Raw genomic sequence first — 16,421 nt, 5'->3', positions numbered from 1 at the left:
GCACGAACAATCGGTTAAGCAGGCAGTAATAAAGTAGGATAACTAATGAAACTTCGAAAATTTCTCTCGGGCCGTGCGCCGAAAGCGGTGGCTGGGGTGCTGTTGAGTCTCGCCGCATCGGCGGCGTTTGCACAATCGTCGGTTCAGCTGTACGGCCAGGTCGACGAATGGGTGGGGGCGCAGAAGCTGCCGGGCAACGCCAACGCGTGGTCGGTCTCTGGCGGTGGCATGTCCACCTCGTACTGGGGCATGAAAGGCGCGGAAGATCTGGGCGGCAACTACCGCGCCATCTTCGCACTGGAAGCATTCTTCCTTGCGCAAAATGGCCAGGCGGGGCGTTTCCCCGGTGACACCTTCTTCTCGCGCGACGCCTATGTGGGCATCGAATCGCCCTACGGTACGTTGACGGCCGGTCGTGTCACCACGCCGCTCTTCGTCTCGACCATTCTGTTCAATCCGTTCGCCGATTCGTACGTCTTTTCGCCGATGGTGAATCACGTGTATCTCGGCCTCGGCACGGGCCCGGCGTATACGACCGATCAAGGCGTGATCGGCGACTCGGGCTGGAGCAACGCGCTGCAATACTCCACGCCCGTCCTCAACGGTTTCACCGGCAACGCCACGTATGCGCTCGGCAATACGGCGGGAGATAACGCCGCCAAGCGCTGGAGCGTGCAGGGCCTGTATTTCAACGGTCCGTTCTCAGCAACGGGCGTGTATCAGTACACAAACTTCAACAACAATCCGCAAGATCTGGATCAGCTCGTGCCGGGTATGAAGAGCCAGAGCGTCGCGCAACTGGGTCTGTCCTACGACCTGAAATTCGTGAAATTCTTCGGCCAGTACATGTTCACGATGAACGACCGCAACGGTGGCGACTGGCACGTGAACACGGCGCAGGGCGGCGTGTCGGTGCCGGCAGGGCCCGGCTCGGTGCTGGCCTCTTACGCCTGGTCGCGCGACAGCGGTGGGCTGGATCAAACGCGCCGCACCTGGGCGCTCGGCTATGACTACCCGTTTTCCAAACGCACGGACGTCTACGCCGCTTACATGAACGACCACATTACCGGTCAATCGGGCGGTGATACCTACGGCGTCGGGTTGCGCACCAAGTTCTGAAGAGGGCGGCTCCGCTGCGTTGGTCAGACGCTGGAAAGCCTGTTCAGGGATTTCCACTATGGCGCGCAGCGGGCGCCGAAGCGCATGATGTCACTTCAGAGCGCATCAGCGCTTTTTTAAAATGCTTTGATGGAACCGGTTCCATGCACGTAGAAACCGCATCAAAAAGGGTGATCAGGCGATGCCTGAAGTAGTGATCGTTGCCAGCGCATTCGGTGCGGACGCAATTCGCCGGGATGGCCACGCGGCCTGGCTGTCGACGGCGGCGGATGCCGGCGCGGCGGGTTTCGAAGTGCGGCGGGAACTCTTCGCATCCGGGGCCGAGGCTGGATTGCCGGCGCTGCGTTCGCTTGGCGCGAGCATCGCCGCACTCGGTTTGTGGGCGGTCTATTCGACGCCCGCGACCCTTTTCGACCCGCAAGGCGCGCTCGATGAACCGGCGTTGCGTCTGGCATTAGACGAAGCAGAGGCGCTCGGCGCGCGTTTCGTGAAACTGCAACTGGGCGCACTGGGGGCACTGGGCGGAGCGGACACGCATGTGGCGACGGCCCACGGCACCCGCATCGCCGCGTGCGTGGAAGGTTGCCGCGCGCGGCTCGTCGTCGAAAACGGTCAGTTGCCCGAAGGCGGGCTGATCCGTCAGTTCGCCGCGCTGTTCGACGCATTGCAGCGCGAGGGCCACGCGGGCGTGCTCGGCATGACCTTCGACATGGGCAACTGGCAATGGCCAGGCGAGTCTCCGGTGGCGGCGGCCCGGCAGCTCGCGAAGCACGTCGAGTACATCCACTGCAAGGCGGTGGTGGGCAGCGGCGCGCGCCGTTTCGCGGCGGCACCCGCCGCGGACGATCCGGTTTGTGCCGACCTACTGCCGTGCTTGCCGCAAAGCGTGCCGCGCGGCATCGAATTTCCGTTCGACCCGAGCCGGATGGCGGCGGACGCGGCGCATTACGTCGCGTGGCTCGGCGGCGTCTGAGCGCTGGCTGGACATCGTTGGCTGCACCCACATCCCCGACAAACGAACACCCGCACTAACGTACCAGAGGAGCAAGCATGGCCCCCACCCTCGATATCATCACCTACGGCGAAGCCATGACGATGTTCGTCGCCGCTGAAACCGGCCCGCTCGCCGGCGTCGGCCAGTTCACGAAGCGCGTCGCGGGGGCCGATCTGAATGTCGCCATCGGGCTCGCGCGGCTCGGCTTCAAGGTGGGCTGGATGAGCCGGGTCGGCGCGGATTCGTTCGGCGATTTCGTGCGCGCAACGTTGAGCCGCGAGGGCATCGACCAGCAACACGTGATCACCGACGCGCGTTACCCCACCGGCTTTCAGCTGAAGTCGAAAAACGACGACGGCAGCGATCCCGCCATCGAGTATTTCCGCAAGGGGTCCGCTGCAAGTCATCTGTCACCGGACGACTATGCGCCGTCGTACGTGCTGCCCGCGCGCCATCTGCATCTGACAGGCGTGGCGCCGGCCATTTCGGCGACCTCGCGGGAACTCGCGTTCGTGCTGGCCCGCGAAATGCGTGCCGCAGGCAAGACCATCTCGTTCGACCCGAATCTGCGCCCCACGCTGTGGCCTTCGCGTGCGGCAATGGTGGAAGGCCTGAACGCGCTGGCGGAACTCGCCGACTGGGTGCTACCGGGTATCGGCGAAGGGGAAATCCTCACGGGCTACACGAAGCCGGAGGACATTGCGCGTTTTTACCTGGAGCGCGGCGCACGCGGCGTGATCGTCAAACTCGGGGCGCAAGGCGCGTATTTCCGCACGGCGGACGAGGCCGGCACGGTCGTCGCGCAGCCGGTCGCGCGGGTGGTGGACACGGTCGGCGCGGGTGATGGTTTCGCGGTCGGCGTGATCAGCGCGCTGCTCGAAGGGCGGCCGTTGACGGATGCGGTGGCGCGTGGCAACCGGATCGGCGCGCTGGCCATTCAGGTGATCGGCGATTCCGAAGGCTTGCCGACCCGGGCGCAACTCGACGCGCTCGAGCGAGCGGACGGAGCAGCCGCACAGGATGTTGCAATGGCGGCGCACAGCAACGTGGCGTGACGAAACTACGTCCCCCTGCACGTCACGGCCGTACCCGCCTGCTCAGCGTGCACCCAACCGGCACGGGCGCCTCAGCGCTCGCGCCTGCCGAAAGGAGAGTCTCATGACCTCATCGCTTGCGATCCGGCGTTGGTGGACGATCATGCCGATCGTCTTCATCACCTACAGTCTCGCCTATCTCGACCGCGCGAACTTCGGCTTCGCGTCAGCGGCCGGCATCAACGAGGATCTCGGCATCAGCAAGGGCCTGGCCTCGTTGATCGGCGCGCTTTTTTTCCTCGGCTATTTCTTCTTCCAGATTCCCGGCGCGATCTACGCCGAGCGCCGCAGCGTCAAGAAACTGGTGTTCTGGAGTCTGATCCTGTGGGGCGGCTGCGCGTCGCTCACCGGCGTGGTCAGCAATATCCCGTCGCTGATGGTGCTGCGTTTCGTGCTCGGTGTGGTCGAGGCCGCCGTGATGCCTGCCATGCTGATTTTCATCAGCAACTGGTTCACCAAACGCGAGCGCTCGCGCGCCAACACGTTCCTGATTCTCGGCAATCCCGTGACCGTGCTGTGGATGTCGGTGGTCTCGGGCTATCTGGTGCATGCGTTCGGCTGGCGTCCCATGTTCATCGCCGAAGGCGCGCCGGCCATCATCTGGGCAGTGTGCTGGTGGTTCATCGTGCAGGACAAACCGGCGCAGGTGAGCTGGCTCTCGCAACAGGAAAAGGACACGCTCGCCGAGACCCTGCGTGCGGAGCAGGCCGCCATCAAGCCGGTGCGCAACTATGGCGAGGCGTTTCGTTCAGCCGTGGTGATCAGGCTGTGCGCGCAGTATTTCTGCTGGAGCATCGGCGTCTACGGCTTCGTGCTGTGGCTGCCGTCCATTCTGAAAAACGGCTCGACGCTCGGCATGGTCGAGACCGGCTGGCTCTCCGCGCTGCCTTACCTGGCGGCGACGCTCGCCATGCTGGCGGCGTCGTGGGCCTCCGACAAGCTCAACCGTCGCAAGATTTTCGTCTGGCCGTTTCTGCTGATCGGGGCGATCGCCTTCGCCGCTTCGTATGCGCTCGGCTCGACGCACTTCTGGACCTCCTACGCGCTGCTGGTGATCGCGGGCGCGTCGATGTACGCCCCTTACGGCCCGTTCTTTGCGATCGTCCCCGAACTGCTGCCCAAAAACGTCGCGGGTGGCGCAATGGCGCTGATCAACGGCATGGGCGCGCTCGGCTCGTTCGTCGGTTCGTATGTCGTGGGTTATCTGAATGGTGCCACGGGCTCGCCTGCGGCATCCTACGTGTTCATGAGCCTCGCGCTCGTCGTGGCCGTGCTGTTGACGCTCACCGTCAAGCCCCAGGCGCAGCCACAGCCACAGCCGCGAGCGTCCGCGGGGCTCGCCGCCACTCCACTGGAAGGAAAGTAATCGAATGAACAGGATTCTCGTCTACAAACCGGTGCCCGACGATGTGCTCGCCTATCTGCGCAGCCATGCCGAGGTCGTGCAAGTGGATGCCGCGCAACACGACGCCTTCGTGACGGCGCTGCGCGAGGTGGATGGCGCGATTGGCGCCAGTACGAAGATCACGTCCGCCATGCTCGATGGCGCGCCGAAGCTGAAGGCGCTGTCCACCATTTCGGTGGGCTTCGACAACTTCGACGTGGACGATCTCACTCGCCGGGGCATCGTGCTCGCGCATACGCCCGACGTGCTGACCGAGTCCACCGCGGACACCGTGTTCTCGCTGATCCTCGCCAGCGCGCGCCGGGTGGTGGAACTCGCGAACTGGGTCAAGGCGGGCGAGTGGCAGAGCAGCATCGGGCCCGCGCAGTTCGGCGTAGAGGTGCAGGGCAAGACGCTCGGCATCGTTGGTCTGGGCCGGATTGGCGGCGCGGTGGCGCGACGTGCGGCACTGGGTTTCAACATGCCGGTGCTGTACACCAATCGCAAGCCGAATCCGCAGGCGGAAGAGGCGTACGGCGCGCGGCGCGTCGAACTGGCCGAGCTGCTGGCTACGGCCGATTTCGTCTGCCTGCAGGTGCCGCTCACGCCCGAGACGCACCATATGATCGGCGCGGCGCAACTGCGCGCGATGAAACCAGGCGCGATCCTGATCAATGCATCGCGTGGCGCGACGGTCGATGAAGCCGCGTTGATCGACGCCTTGCAGGCCGGCACGATCCACGGGGCCGGGCTCGATGTGTTCGAGACGGAGCCGCTGCCGGCCGACTCGCCGCTGCTGCGCATGCCGAACGTGGTCGCGTTGCCGCACATCGGCTCGGCCACCGCCGAAACACGTCACGCGATGGCAATGAACGCGGCGGAAAATCTGCTGGCCGCGCTCGCCGGTACGCTGACCCGCAATGTCGTGAATCGCGACGTCCTGCGCAAGTGAGCCGACCGTGACGGCCACACCTTCATCTCCACACGGCGCGCCGCTGCGCCGCGCGACCATCAGCGATGTTGCCCGCGAAGCCGGCACCGGCAAGACCAGCATCTCACGCTATCTGAATGGCGAGTTGAGTGTGCTGTCTCCGGAACTGCGCGCCCGCATCGAGGCGGCCATCAAACGGCTCGACTATCAGCCCAACCAGATGGCGCGCGGTTTGAAGCGCGGCCGCAACCGGCTGATCGGCATGCTGGTCGCCGACCTGACCAACCCGTACTCGGTCGAGGTGTTGCAAGGTGTCGAAGCGGCCTGTCACGCACTCGGCTATATGCCGTTGATCTGCCACGCCGCCAACGAAGTGGAGATGGAGCGCCGCTATCTGCAACTGCTGACCACTTACCGGGTGGAGGGCGTGATCGTCAATGCGCTCGGTGTGCGCGAGGAAACCTTGCGACCGGTCGGCGAGGGCGGCATTCCGGCCGTGCTGGTGGATCGAACGGTGGACGGTCTGGTGGCCGATATGGTTGGGCTCGACAACACGGCGGCAGTCGAACAGGGCACGCGTCATCTGCTGGGACGCGGCTTCGGTGAGATCTGGTTCGTCGTGCAACCGTTCGAGCGCGTCAGCTCGCGACGCCTGCGCGAGGCGGCGTTTCGCGCGGTGATGAGCCGCACGGAGGGTGCGCAGAGCCGGACGGTAGTGCTGGACCTGGCGGACGCGGCGGTGCTCGAACATACGCTTGCCGAACTGGACCAGGCGCTGGATGCTGTACTTGGCGAGGCCGGTTCCACCCGCCGCCTCGCGCTGTTCGCCGCCAACGCGCCGGTGGCGCTCTGCCTCGCGCGGCACCTGAAGGCACGCTACGGCGACGGCTGGCAGACACGCGTTGCGCTGATGTCCATCGACGACCCGGAATGGGCCGAACTGAGCGGCATCACGGCGGTGCGCCAGCCTACTTTTCAGATCGGCTATCGCGCGGTGGAGTTTCTGCATGAGCGTATCGACGGCGGCGAGGCCGCCGTGCGCGACTGCATTCTGCCCGGCGAATTGATCGTGCGCGCGTCAACTTCCCGCTGATCTGCGATCATTCGGACTGGCGCGCAGCGGTGCGTGTCCGTCATCGCAAGGAAACTCATGGTCGTTTCACCCCTTACGCTTACCTCTCTATCCCTCGCGACGCTGTTCGTCGCCATCCTGCCGGTGGTGCTCTACCGGCGTCTGTGCCGCCCGCTCGCGCTGAGCGGGCGCGACGTGATCTCCGGCATTGCCGTGTTTGCGCTGTTCGCGATGGTGATCGAGCGCTCGCTCAATGCCTATGTCCTGCAGCACAACGAGCTGACCGTGGCGTGGTTGTCCAACCCGCTCGCCTTCGTGATCTACGGTGCGCTGATCGCGGGCGTGTGCGAGGAGGGTGGGCGCTACATCGCCATGCGTCTGCTGTGGCGAAGGGCGACTACTCCGCGTGCGACGACGGCAGTGCCGCCGGCCAACGACGCCGCTGCCACGGATTCGACACAAGCAGCAAGCCCGCTGAACCCTGCCAGCGCCAACGCTCGCGCAGCGCGTGTGAATGCCGCGAAAGGCCGAATCACGAAGCGCAACCCGATGAGCGCGCCCACCTCCACCGGCGACGGCACGGCCCTCGGCTACGGCCTTGGACATGGCGGCGCGGAGGCGTGGATCGTCGGCGTGCTGGTGCAGATCCAGTGGATCGTCTTTGCGGTGATCGAAAACCGTGGCGAACTCGACACGTACCTCGGTAACGTCTCGAGCGATTCGCTGATGCGCATCCATCTGATTCTGGCCAGTCTGTCGCCGCAGATGGCAGGCATATTCGTGCTGGAGCGGGTCGCGGCGCTGATTTTCCAGGTGGGTTTGTCGCTGTTGATGTGGCGCGGCATACGTGCCGGCTGGCGCGGTATCCTGCCGCTCGCGATTGCCGTGCATGCGCTCATCGACGTGCCCGCCGCGCTGTTTCAGGCGAAAATCCTGCCGCTCTACGCCGTGGACGCGCTCTATGCGCTGATGGCGCTGATCGTGGCCGGCGTGCTGGTCAAGCAGTTCCGGCGCGCGGCGCTGACGACGCAGGCGGCCTGAGCATGTGCCGCGCTTGCAGCGATGTCCTTATTTCTGGCAGATGACACTCATGGAAGAAGCCTACCAATACGACTGTGCCAGCCCGGATTTCGAAGAGCTGGCACGGGTCATCAGCGATCTCTTTCCGGAGCAGACCCAGTTCAGCGAACGCGCAGCCGAAGACGGTACGCCGACGCTGGTGGTCCACTGGGTGGCGATGCGCTTTGGCGCGTCGGCGCGCCGCATTGTCTTGAGCGTGGTCATGGCGCCGGCCGTGCTGGCACGCTACCGGGCCTTGCCGCCACGGCAACGAGGCCGCAGTTTTGCGGTGCTGAGAGCCTACGTCGAGGCGACGATCGGCTCACTCGAAGAACAGTATGCGAACGGCGAAGCCGTGCCGCGTGAAGTCACCGTCGAACTGGACGAGCAGTTTGCCTGATGCGGTATGACGCGGTGTGAGCGGGCGGCGGCGTGAGCCGGTGCAGGCCGGTGCAGTTCACTGCGCGAGCCGGTACACCTTGGCGAAGCGCGCCGCCTGCACCACGCCGTAGTCACCCGGCGCGTATTGCATCACCCAGTCGCCGGCGCTGCCGCGCAGTACGTCGCCGCCGGCCGCCGAGCGCGTCAGCGTGAAGGGCTCATCCATCCGGCGCGCCAGCACCACGGCCGGGCGGTTGCGATAGCCGCCGGGCTCGCCGTGCATCAATGCCGTATCCGCAGGGACGTATTTCGCGTCGAAGCGATCGCGCGACACCACCCAGCGGTCCCCCGTCGAACCCGTGATCAGCGCATCGCCGCGGACAAAGCGGTTCGGTCCTTCGAGGCTCATCAATTCGCCGTCAGCGACAGCGAATTCCACCCTGACGGTTTCGTCCTTGACGACGCGTTGTGCGGCTGCGTCGGTGCGCAGATCGAGGTTCTTGAGTTCAAGCATGAGCGAAACAGGTTGCGGTGAGGTGGATGGAGGTCGTGTCACGTGGGTCGCACGTTACTGCACACACCCCGCATGATGCCAGAAGCCAGAAAGCATAACGCCCGCCGGTGAGGGCGGGCGTTATCGGACTTGCTCGGGTGTCGTTACATGCTACGAGTGCACGTCAGACACGGCTGGCATGGCAGACACGAGGGATGGCTCGAGGCGCACGAGTCTCCACCAGAGCGCGCTGTGACGCGCGCCCGGGAGGCACGTTACTTCGCGCCCTTGTGATGCTTGCCACCTTGCGGCGGTTCGCGACGGAAGGTCTCGTCAGCCAGCTTCTTCTGTTCCGGCGAGAAGCTGCCATACAGCGGTTCGAACGCGTCGACCAGTTTCTTCATGCCGTCGGCATGAGCCTCGGCGATGGCCGTGTACTGTTTCATGTCGTCGAGCGCGGACTGGTTAGTCGCATCCTTGCGCTGCTGGAACAGCGTACCCATCGTCTGTCCATTGTTGCGCATGACGTCGGCAAAGGCGCTCCATTGCGATTCCTGCGCCGGCGTGATCTTGAGTTGCGTGTGCAGATAGGCAATGCGGTCTTCGATGTTCCGCTCGTGTTTGCCCGCCGGAGCGGATGCAGCCGCGGGTGCGGACGCCGGTGCAGCAGACTGTGCGAAGGCGCCGCTCATGGCGAGCGTGGACGCCAGAATTACCAGTGCTTTTTTCATCGAAACTCCTGTTTGTTCGAATTCGGATACTTCGCGCGAGAGGCGCAACCTGGGCAAGTGGACATGCATGCAGCACGCAGTCAATGAAGCGTCGATGAACTGTTAATGACAATGCCAACGACGTCACGAACACAAGCATGAACACCAGCACAAACATCAACGCGGACATCGACACCAGCGCCAATGCAAACGTGGCTCGGCATGCCCACCGCACCAGGCTCGCTATTAATATCACGTTATCCCTACAATGCGGCTGCATTGCGACAAACGCTTACAACCGAAACGAAGCGGAAATGGCGGCGCGTTGCCTCTGCACGCGAATCGCATGCACCAGCATTCCGCGGCATCAGCCAGTGATCAAGGTCATAGGGGCATCGGGGTCATCAGTACTACGACCAGTGGCGAAGAATTCTGACGGATAATGCGCTGCTCGATGCAATTACCATTTATTTCCGTCGCTACGTTATCTTCATCAATGAGTCATCCATGAGACCACCGCGCCTCGATCAACTCGACGACCTCGATCGTAATCTGGTCGCGCTGCTGCAAGCCAACGCGCGTGAAAGTGTGGCCGATCTCGCCCGTCAACTCGGCGTGGCGCGTACCACGGTGATCGCGCGCATCGCGCGGCTGGAACGGACCAACGTGATTGCCGGTTACAGCGTGCGTCTCGGCCAGGATGTGCTCGATGCCAGTATCTATGCATACGTGGGCATCATCATTGCCCCCAAGCATGGTCCCGATGTGCAGAAGCGCCTCGGCAAGATGCCGGAGGTGCAACTGCTTTGCGCGGTGAGCGGCGAGTTCGACTACGTGGCCTGGCTGCGCGCGGATTCGCCGGACCGGCTCAACGACCTGCTCGATCAAATCGGCGCGCTGGAAGGCGTGGAGCGCACCACGACCTCCATCATTCTCGCGCGCAAGATTGATCGCGGGATGGCCGGGGCCTGAGAATCCGGCGACGCGCATCCCTCATCCCTGTTTACGCGGTTTTGACGTGAATCCGTCAGATTGACTGATTCGGTCGTCAAATCGTCGAAATAACTGGTCATAGCGCAGCAATTTGTGCCTATGATCTGTTTTTGCTTCTCCCTAAACTGTCCCGCATGGGCTCGGCTTAACGACGTGCAGCGCGCTCGCGCGGCATGTTCGCAGCCGGCTGGACAGCAGTTAAAAAACAAGGAGAAGCGCATGAAAGTTGCCATCGTTGGCGCCGGTCTGATCGGCCACACCATTGCCCATATGCTGCGTGAAACCGGCGACTACGACGTCGTCGCGTTCGACCGCGATCAGGCACCCCTCGACAAACTCGCCGAACAAGGCATCCCGACCCGCCGTGTCGATTCAGCCGACGCCGCCGCGCTGCGCGCAGCCGTGCAGGGTTTCGACGTGCTGGTGAATGCGCTGCCGTATTACCTCGCGGTGAACGTCGCCTCGGCGGCGAAGGGCGCGGGCGTGCATTACTTCGATCTGACCGAGGATGTGCGCGCGACGCACGCCATTCGCGCCATCGCGGATGACGCCGACCATGCGTTCATGCCGCAATGCGGCCTCGCGCCCGGCTTCATCGGCATTGCCGCGCATGAACTGGCAAACCGCTTCAGCGAAATCCGCGACGTCAAGATGCGCGTCGGCGCGCTGCCGCAATTCCCCACCAACGCGCTGAAGTACAACCTGACGTGGAGCGTCGATGGCTTGATCAATGAATATTGTCAGCCCTGCGAAGCAATCCGCGATAGCCGTACGCAGTGGGTGCAGCCGCTCGAAGGCCTCGAACACTTCTCGCTCGACGGCATCGAATACGAAGCCTTCAATACCTCGGGTGGCCTCGGCACGCTGTGCGAAACGCTTTCGGGACGCGTCGAGACGCTCGACTACAAGTCGGTGCGCTATCCGGGTCACCGCGATCTGATGCAATTCCTGCTGGAAGATCTGCGTCTTGCCACGGACCGCGACAATCTGAAATCCATCATGCGGCGCGCCGTGCCGTCCACCGCGCAGGACGTGGTGCTGGTGTTCATTACCGTGACGGGCATGCGCGATGGTCAACTGGTGCAGGACGTCTTCACGCGCAAGATCTTTGCGAAGACAGTCTGCGGCGTGCCGATGAGCGCGATCCAGATCACCACGGCCGGCGCGATGTGCGCGGTGCTCGACCTGTTCCGCGAAAAGAAGCTGCCGCAAAGCGGTTTCGTGCGTCAGGAGCAGGTGCCGCTGCGCGAGTTCCTTGCCAATCGCTTCGGACAACTGTACGAAGGGAATTCGCTGGATGTGATGGCGACGGTGTAACTATCGTGCAATGGCTGGGCGTTCGAAACGACCCAGCCGTTGATGCGAACACGTTCACGCTGAAGCACCCGCCGCGTCGTGCATGCGACGCGGCTATCATGCATTTTCAAACCGGCATGGGCGGCAGATTTGCCGCTGACGGCCCCCGCTCGTTGACTATCGCAGCAACCAGCGCGTCGTAATCTGCCGCGTTCGGCGCGGTGGTATCGAACATCAATAGTCCTTCACATGCAGCGTTGTCCGGTACGAAGCGGCGCTGACGATATTCCTCCCAGTGGGCGAGCTTGTAGGCATCGCTCGGGTGATTGCGCGCCGTGATCCGCTGCCGCGCCGCCTCTTCCGATGTGTGCACCCACACGACACGAATCTGCACTTCGTCACTCACACCGAGCCACGCGCGATCGAACAGACGCCGCTCGCGTACTTCACGCGAAAGCGGGGCAACGACCAGCGCCCCGACGCCGAGTCCGAGATTTTCCCGCGCAGTGTCGATCAGGCAGCGATACTCAGGGTCGCGCAGATGTTGAAGGAAGAGGGGACTGTCGCGATCGTTGGGATCGCCTGTCAGCATGCCCATCGCCGCCGCGCCGTAGCCGCCATAGAGCGTGTCTTTGTCGAGCAGGCAGAAGCCGGTGCCGGTGGCTTGCATCAATGGCCGCATCAGCCGTTTGGCAAGGGTGGTCTTGCCGGTGCCTGCGTGACCGCAGAAGAAAACCAGATGCGTCACGCGTGCGAGTCCTGCGATGCCGTGCCTGAATTCGAGGCCGGCGCATTCGACGCCGGGTCACGTGCGAACTTGCCACTGGCCTCGAGCCACATCACGTTGATGATGCCAAAGCCAAGGGCCACGCCAATGCCGAGAATCCAGCTGAAGTACCACATGGCAGTCTCCTTGTGCGATGCGCGGTTGGCTGGGGATACGGTTTGCCGATCAGCAAAGGCGCGCGAGGCATGCGCGCTTCCGGTTCGATGATGAAGAAGAAGCGCGGTCGGCGCAAGAGGTGAGGAGAAGCCAGGGCAGCGGGTGCGTTGGTATCATGGCCTGTGCAGCGTGCGATTCATCGACAGCCATAGCAGCGCCATGAGCCGCCCATCGAAGCAGGACTCGCGCAACGAAGCTCTTTTCGACGCTGCACGCTACAGCACGCTACAGGACAAATCAACAAACCGGGGACATGTACCATGCCGAAGCGCCTGCTCGCTGCCAGCCGAACCGCTGTACTAACCATGTTCGCCCGTTTGAGTGCTTCGCGGATAGCCTCCCTGAGCGCCTCGGTAAGCGTCCTCCTGATCGCCGCCTGTGCCACTACGCCCGCCGAGCCGGTCTCGTTCAAGCCCGTTCCGCCAGAGCGTATCGTCAAGCAGGGTTACACCGATCCCGCCGCGGGATTGATCGCCGTGGACGTGCGCCGCGAGCGTTCACGCGATCTGGTGGTGCGCTTTCGCGATGCCCTGGTGTACGTGGACGGCGTGCAGGTTACCGATCTGATGAACGGTGAGCATGTCGTGTTCTATCTCAGTCCCGGCATCCACCGTCTCGCCGTTTCCACGCAGTTCGATCCCGTGATCCAGTTGAACTTCACGGTGACCGCCGACCCGCGCTATACGAATCATGCCTCGGTCACCTTCAACGACGATCACCGCATCGAACTGCACCGGGTCGCCCAGTAAGGCCGACCCGCAGGCGGCAGCGGCACCGCCAACGGCGCTGCATACACACCCGCAACGCACCCACCAGGCAACTACCGGTGACACATCTCGAACATCAAGGTCATGTAAAACCCTTAACATGGCGGCTGTCATCCGTTCATTTGCTCGGGCGCACCCTTTGCTGTCCTGCAAGCTCGCGGCGCGCTAAGCCGCCGATTTCAAGGTAATCCAACCATGCTGATCAATTGCGCGGCCTACCAGGATGGCCGCAAACTCGCTGACATTCCCATCGAAGACATCAGCGAATTCGTCGCGCGGCCCGAATGCTTCGTGTGGGTCGCGCTCAAGGACCCAACCGCCGAAGAACTCGCCGTCATGCAGGAGGAGTTCGACCTGCACCCGCTCGCCGTCGAAGATGCGCTGAACGGCCACCAGCGGCCCAAGATCGAGGAGTATGGCGATTCGCTGTTCGCCGTGATTCATACGGTTGAACTGGAAGCGGAAAACGAGTTGAGCATCGGTGAGGTGAACGTGTTCGTCGGCAAGAACTACGTCCTGTCGGTGCGTCAGCGGACGCGTACGGGCTTCGCCGACGTACGCACGCGCTGCGAGCGCGAACCGACGCTGCTCAAGGAAGGCTCGGGTTTCGTGCTGTACGCGCTGGTCGACGATATCGTCGACCGCTACTTTCCGATTCTCGAGGCGCTGGGCGCCGAAATCGAAGGGCTCGAAGACCGCATCTTCGACAGGAACAACGTCTCGGCGTCGCGCGCGATCATCGAAGACCTGTATTCGCTGAAACGCCGCATCGTCATGCTGCAACATCACGTGGCGCCGCTGCAGGAGGCCGTCAGCAAGCTGAGCGGCGGCCGCGTGCCGTTGATCTGCTCAGGCATGGAAGCCTATTTCCGTGACGTCTACGATCACCTCGAGCGCATCGTGCGCATCCTCGACGGCCGGCGCGAAATGATCGTCACCGCGATCCAGGTCGATCTCGGCATGATCTCGCTGGCCGAGAGCGAAGTGACCAAGCGGCTCGGCTCGTTTGCGGCGCTGTTCGCAGTGCCGACCATGATCGCCGGCATCTACGGCATGAACTTCCAGAGCATTCCTGAACTGCACTATAAGTACGGCTATCCGATTTGCATTGCGGTGATGTTCTCGGTGGACGTGTTTCTCTTCTGGCGTTTCCGCAAGGCCGGCTGGCTCTAACGGTGAACGTCTAGCGGCGACGCTAAAACGGCGTCGTCCGCTGTGCAGTGCAGCACGACAAATCGTTGACACCTTACAGGGCCAGCGTCGAGAATGTTTTTCGCAAACGTTTGCGTTGCGTGAAAAACACGGCTCGCGGCAGGTCGAAATCCGTTTAGATATGACCCGGTTCGCCGGTTTTCGTATGAATCGCGCGTTCGCTTTGCCGAGCCGATCAGCGTCGCGCGCCCATCGCGCTGTTGCGCTGCGCAGGCCGTCCGGCGCTGTTTTGGTTGCGCGCGCAAATAGCTCGCGCGCCACACCGGAATATAACTTTGGCGAAGCGATTCATTTTCGATCACGAAATGACCACGAAACGATCACGAAAAACAACGCAAAGGAATATCGACGCAGCACTTAAACGCCTTTCGCTGGAGCGCCGTGCCAGAGGGACTTTGGCCCGGGTTGGCTGATTTAAACAATTCAATTCAATAAGCGCTCAAGAAAGCTCCGCCGCCGCCGTTATTCCACAGATAGGCAACGTGTCGACGCTCGCATCGGGGGAAGCGCGCGGTTTTGCTGGCGCGTGGCTTGCGTCGGTCGTGAGTTTTGATGTCTCCCGGATGTCCCGGAAGCCCTCGGTTAGCGGTGCGATTCTCCGTGAGCCGCCTCTGGCCCGTGTAAGGCCGGCAGCGCGCGGGATTGCACCATGTGTACCGCTGGGTGCCTGCGCGCACGGTATTTGGGCGCAATCGAGGCAGGATGGGCAGGATTGGGGAAGTCTGGCGGATCGAGGGTTCGAGCCGTTGCGCTTCGCCATCGTCCCAGGTCATCAAGACGAGCGGGCAGCACAAGCCGAACAGGGAAGTAGCAGCGAGGATCTGTCACTGATGTAGACGCCCGGCGCGGTGCAGGTCGCACCGTCCGGCGAGAAAAACAGGCAGGAGAGCAAGAGGAATGGCGACCATCAAGGATGTAGCGGCCGTGGCAGGCGTGTCGTTCACGACGGTTTCGCACGTCGTGAACAACTCGCGTCCGGTGTCGGCCGATGTGCGCGCGAAAGTCGAACATGCAATCCGTCAACTCCACTACGTGCCCTCGGCGGTCGCCCGGTCGCTGAAGGCGCGTGCGACCGCGACGATCGGTCTGGTCGTGCCGAATGCCACGAACCCGTATTTCGCGGAACTCGCGCGCGGCATCGAGGACGGTTGCGCGCGCAACGGCTACTGCGTGTTCTTCTGCAACTCCGATGACGACCCCGCCAAGCAGCGCAACTATCTGCGGGTGCTGCAGGAAAAGCGCATTGACGGACTGATCGTCGCGTCGGCCGGCGACGACGCCGTGCTGGCCCAGGCGCTTGCGGATGCACGCGAGCCGCTGGTCGTGGTGGATCGCAACATCGAAGGCCTCGCCGCCGATCTGGTGCAGATCGACCATGAAAAGGGCGCCTATCTGGCCACCCGCCATCTGCTGGAACTCGGTCATGTGAAGATTGGCTGCATTACCGGCCCGGTCGCCACGGCGGTGAGCGCGATGCGTGTGCACGGCTTTATCCGCGCGATGGCCGAGCGCGGCATCGAGATCGCGCCGGGTGCGATCGTCGAAAGCGATTTTTCGGGCACGGGCGGCTACCGCGCATCGAGCCAGTTGTTCGACTCCATCCAGCCGTCGGCCATTTTCGCCTGCAACGACATGATGGGCATTGGCGCGTTGCGCGCGGCAGCGGAGCGGGGCATCAGCGTGCCGCGTGACTGTTCGATCATCGGTTTCGACGATATCGAACTGGGGCGCTTCACCTATCCGGCGCTCTCGACGGTGGGACAGTCGGTGCGGGCGCTCGGCGAGATGGCCGCGCAGACGCTGATTGATCGCATTACGGGCAATTCGGGCAGCGCGAACGAAGCGGCGCAGGCAGCGGCGCGTCGCCGGGTGGTGGCGCCACGTCTGATCGTGCGTGAATCGACCGCCACGTGGACCGGTGCGGCCGCCGGCCGGGAAGACGTCGCGGCCTAGGCCCGCGGCCTTTACATGAG

General features: G+C 63.3%; 17 protein-coding genes. 13 read left to right on the top strand and 4 right to left on the bottom strand.

Translation table 11 applies throughout. The annotated features are described in order from the left end of the window. Positions 1 to 45 precede the first annotated feature (45 nt). The 8 genes from D0B32_RS22055 (at position 46) to D0B32_RS22020 (ending at position 8,053) form a co-directional block, all read left to right on the top strand. Positions 46 to 1,119 carry a porin gene (locus tag D0B32_RS22055; protein ID WP_117336429.1) on the top strand — a complete coding sequence of 358 codons (1,074 nt, stop codon included), beginning with the start codon at positions 46 to 48 and terminating at the stop codon, positions 1,117 to 1,119. Positions 1,120 to 1,300: 181 nt separating this feature from the next. Beyond that, a complete protein-coding gene (locus D0B32_RS22050; protein WP_117336428.1) occupies positions 1,301 to 2,092 on the top strand; it encodes a sugar phosphate isomerase/epimerase in 792 nt (263 codons plus the stop codon). A 77-nt stretch (positions 2,093 to 2,169) separates the two neighbouring features. Then, positions 2,170 to 3,168 carry a sugar kinase gene (locus D0B32_RS22045; protein ID WP_117336427.1) on the top strand — a complete coding sequence of 333 codons (999 nt, stop codon included), beginning with the start codon at positions 2,170 to 2,172 and terminating at the stop codon, positions 3,166 to 3,168. A 103-nt stretch (positions 3,169 to 3,271) separates the two neighbouring features. Continuing rightward, positions 3,272 to 4,573, top strand: a complete 1,302-nt coding sequence (locus D0B32_RS22040; protein WP_117336426.1) for an MFS transporter — start codon at positions 3,272 to 3,274, stop codon at positions 4,571 to 4,573. Positions 4,574 to 4,577: 4 nt separating this feature from the next. After that, entirely contained in the window at positions 4,578 to 5,543 is a 966-nt protein-coding gene (locus tag D0B32_RS22035) for a D-glycerate dehydrogenase (protein WP_117336425.1), read from the top strand. 7 nt (positions 5,544 to 5,550) lie between these two features. Further along, a complete protein-coding gene (locus D0B32_RS22030) occupies positions 5,551 to 6,615 on the top strand; it encodes a LacI family DNA-binding transcriptional regulator (protein ID WP_117336424.1) in 1,065 nt (354 codons plus the stop codon). Between the two features lie 57 nt (positions 6,616 to 6,672). Next, entirely contained in the window at positions 6,673 to 7,635 is a 963-nt protein-coding gene (locus D0B32_RS22025; RefSeq protein ID WP_117336423.1) for a YhfC family intramembrane metalloprotease, read from the top strand. A gap of 49 nt (positions 7,636 to 7,684) precedes the next feature. Then, on the top strand, positions 7,685 to 8,053 hold the full coding sequence (locus tag D0B32_RS22020) for a DUF3022 domain-containing protein (RefSeq protein WP_117336422.1): 369 nt from the start codon (positions 7,685 to 7,687) through the stop codon (positions 8,051 to 8,053). A gap of 57 nt (positions 8,054 to 8,110) precedes the next feature. On the opposite strand, the gene D0B32_RS22015 is transcribed toward D0B32_RS22020, so the two are convergent. Further along, positions 8,111 to 8,548 carry a PGDYG domain-containing protein gene (locus D0B32_RS22015; RefSeq protein ID WP_117336421.1) on the bottom strand — a complete coding sequence of 146 codons (438 nt, stop codon included), beginning with the start codon at positions 8,546 to 8,548 and terminating at the stop codon, positions 8,111 to 8,113. Positions 8,549 to 8,802: 254 nt separating this feature from the next. After that, positions 8,803 to 9,258: a Spy/CpxP family protein refolding chaperone gene (locus D0B32_RS22010; RefSeq protein ID WP_117336420.1), complete on the bottom strand. Its 456-nt coding sequence runs from the start codon at positions 9,256 to 9,258 to the stop codon at positions 8,803 to 8,805. Positions 9,259 to 9,744: 486 nt separating this feature from the next. Between D0B32_RS22010 and D0B32_RS22005 the strand changes: the two genes are divergently transcribed. Next, positions 9,745 to 10,209, top strand: coding sequence for an Lrp/AsnC family transcriptional regulator (locus D0B32_RS22005; RefSeq protein WP_117336419.1), 465 nt, complete (start codon positions 9,745 to 9,747; stop codon positions 10,207 to 10,209). Positions 10,210 to 10,449: 240 nt separating this feature from the next. Further along, positions 10,450 to 11,547 (top strand): saccharopine dehydrogenase family protein, encoded by a 1,098-nt coding sequence (locus D0B32_RS22000; RefSeq protein WP_117336418.1) that lies wholly within the window; start codon positions 10,450 to 10,452, stop codon positions 11,545 to 11,547. Positions 11,548 to 11,653: 106 nt separating this feature from the next. Here D0B32_RS22000 and D0B32_RS21995 read toward each other — a convergent pair whose 3' ends face one another. Both D0B32_RS21995 and cydX read right to left on the bottom strand, forming a co-directional pair. Beyond that, a complete protein-coding gene (locus D0B32_RS21995; protein WP_117336417.1) occupies positions 11,654 to 12,274 on the bottom strand; it encodes an ATP-binding protein in 621 nt (206 codons plus the stop codon). Next, positions 12,271 to 12,429: a cytochrome bd-I oxidase subunit CydX gene (cydX, locus tag D0B32_RS21990; protein WP_117336416.1), complete on the bottom strand. Its 159-nt coding sequence runs from the start codon at positions 12,427 to 12,429 to the stop codon at positions 12,271 to 12,273. Before cydX ends, D0B32_RS21995 begins: the two co-directional genes overlap by 4 nt. Positions 12,430 to 12,729: 300 nt before the next feature. Here cydX and D0B32_RS21985 point away from each other — a divergent pair, with 300 nt between their 5' ends. The 3 genes from D0B32_RS21985 (at position 12,730) to D0B32_RS21975 (ending at position 16,401) form a co-directional block, all read left to right on the top strand. After that, positions 12,730 to 13,218 carry a hypothetical protein gene (locus tag D0B32_RS21985; protein ID WP_259295090.1) on the top strand — a complete coding sequence of 163 codons (489 nt, stop codon included), beginning with the start codon at positions 12,730 to 12,732 and terminating at the stop codon, positions 13,216 to 13,218. A 213-nt stretch (positions 13,219 to 13,431) separates the two neighbouring features. After that, entirely contained in the window at positions 13,432 to 14,409 is a 978-nt protein-coding gene (gene corA / locus D0B32_RS21980) for a magnesium/cobalt transporter CorA (protein ID WP_117336414.1), read from the top strand. Positions 14,410 to 15,345: 936 nt separating this feature from the next. Continuing rightward, on the top strand, positions 15,346 to 16,401 hold the full coding sequence (locus tag D0B32_RS21975) for a LacI family DNA-binding transcriptional regulator (protein WP_117336413.1): 1,056 nt from the start codon (positions 15,346 to 15,348) through the stop codon (positions 16,399 to 16,401). Positions 16,402 to 16,421: the final 20 nt, after the last annotated feature.

This window comes from Paraburkholderia sp. DHOC27 (assembly GCF_003429005.1).
Lineage (GTDB): Bacteria > Pseudomonadota > Gammaproteobacteria > Burkholderiales > Burkholderiaceae > Paraburkholderia.
The sequence above is the reverse complement of the archived record's forward strand: the minus strand, read 5'-3'. Positions and strand labels throughout refer to the sequence as shown.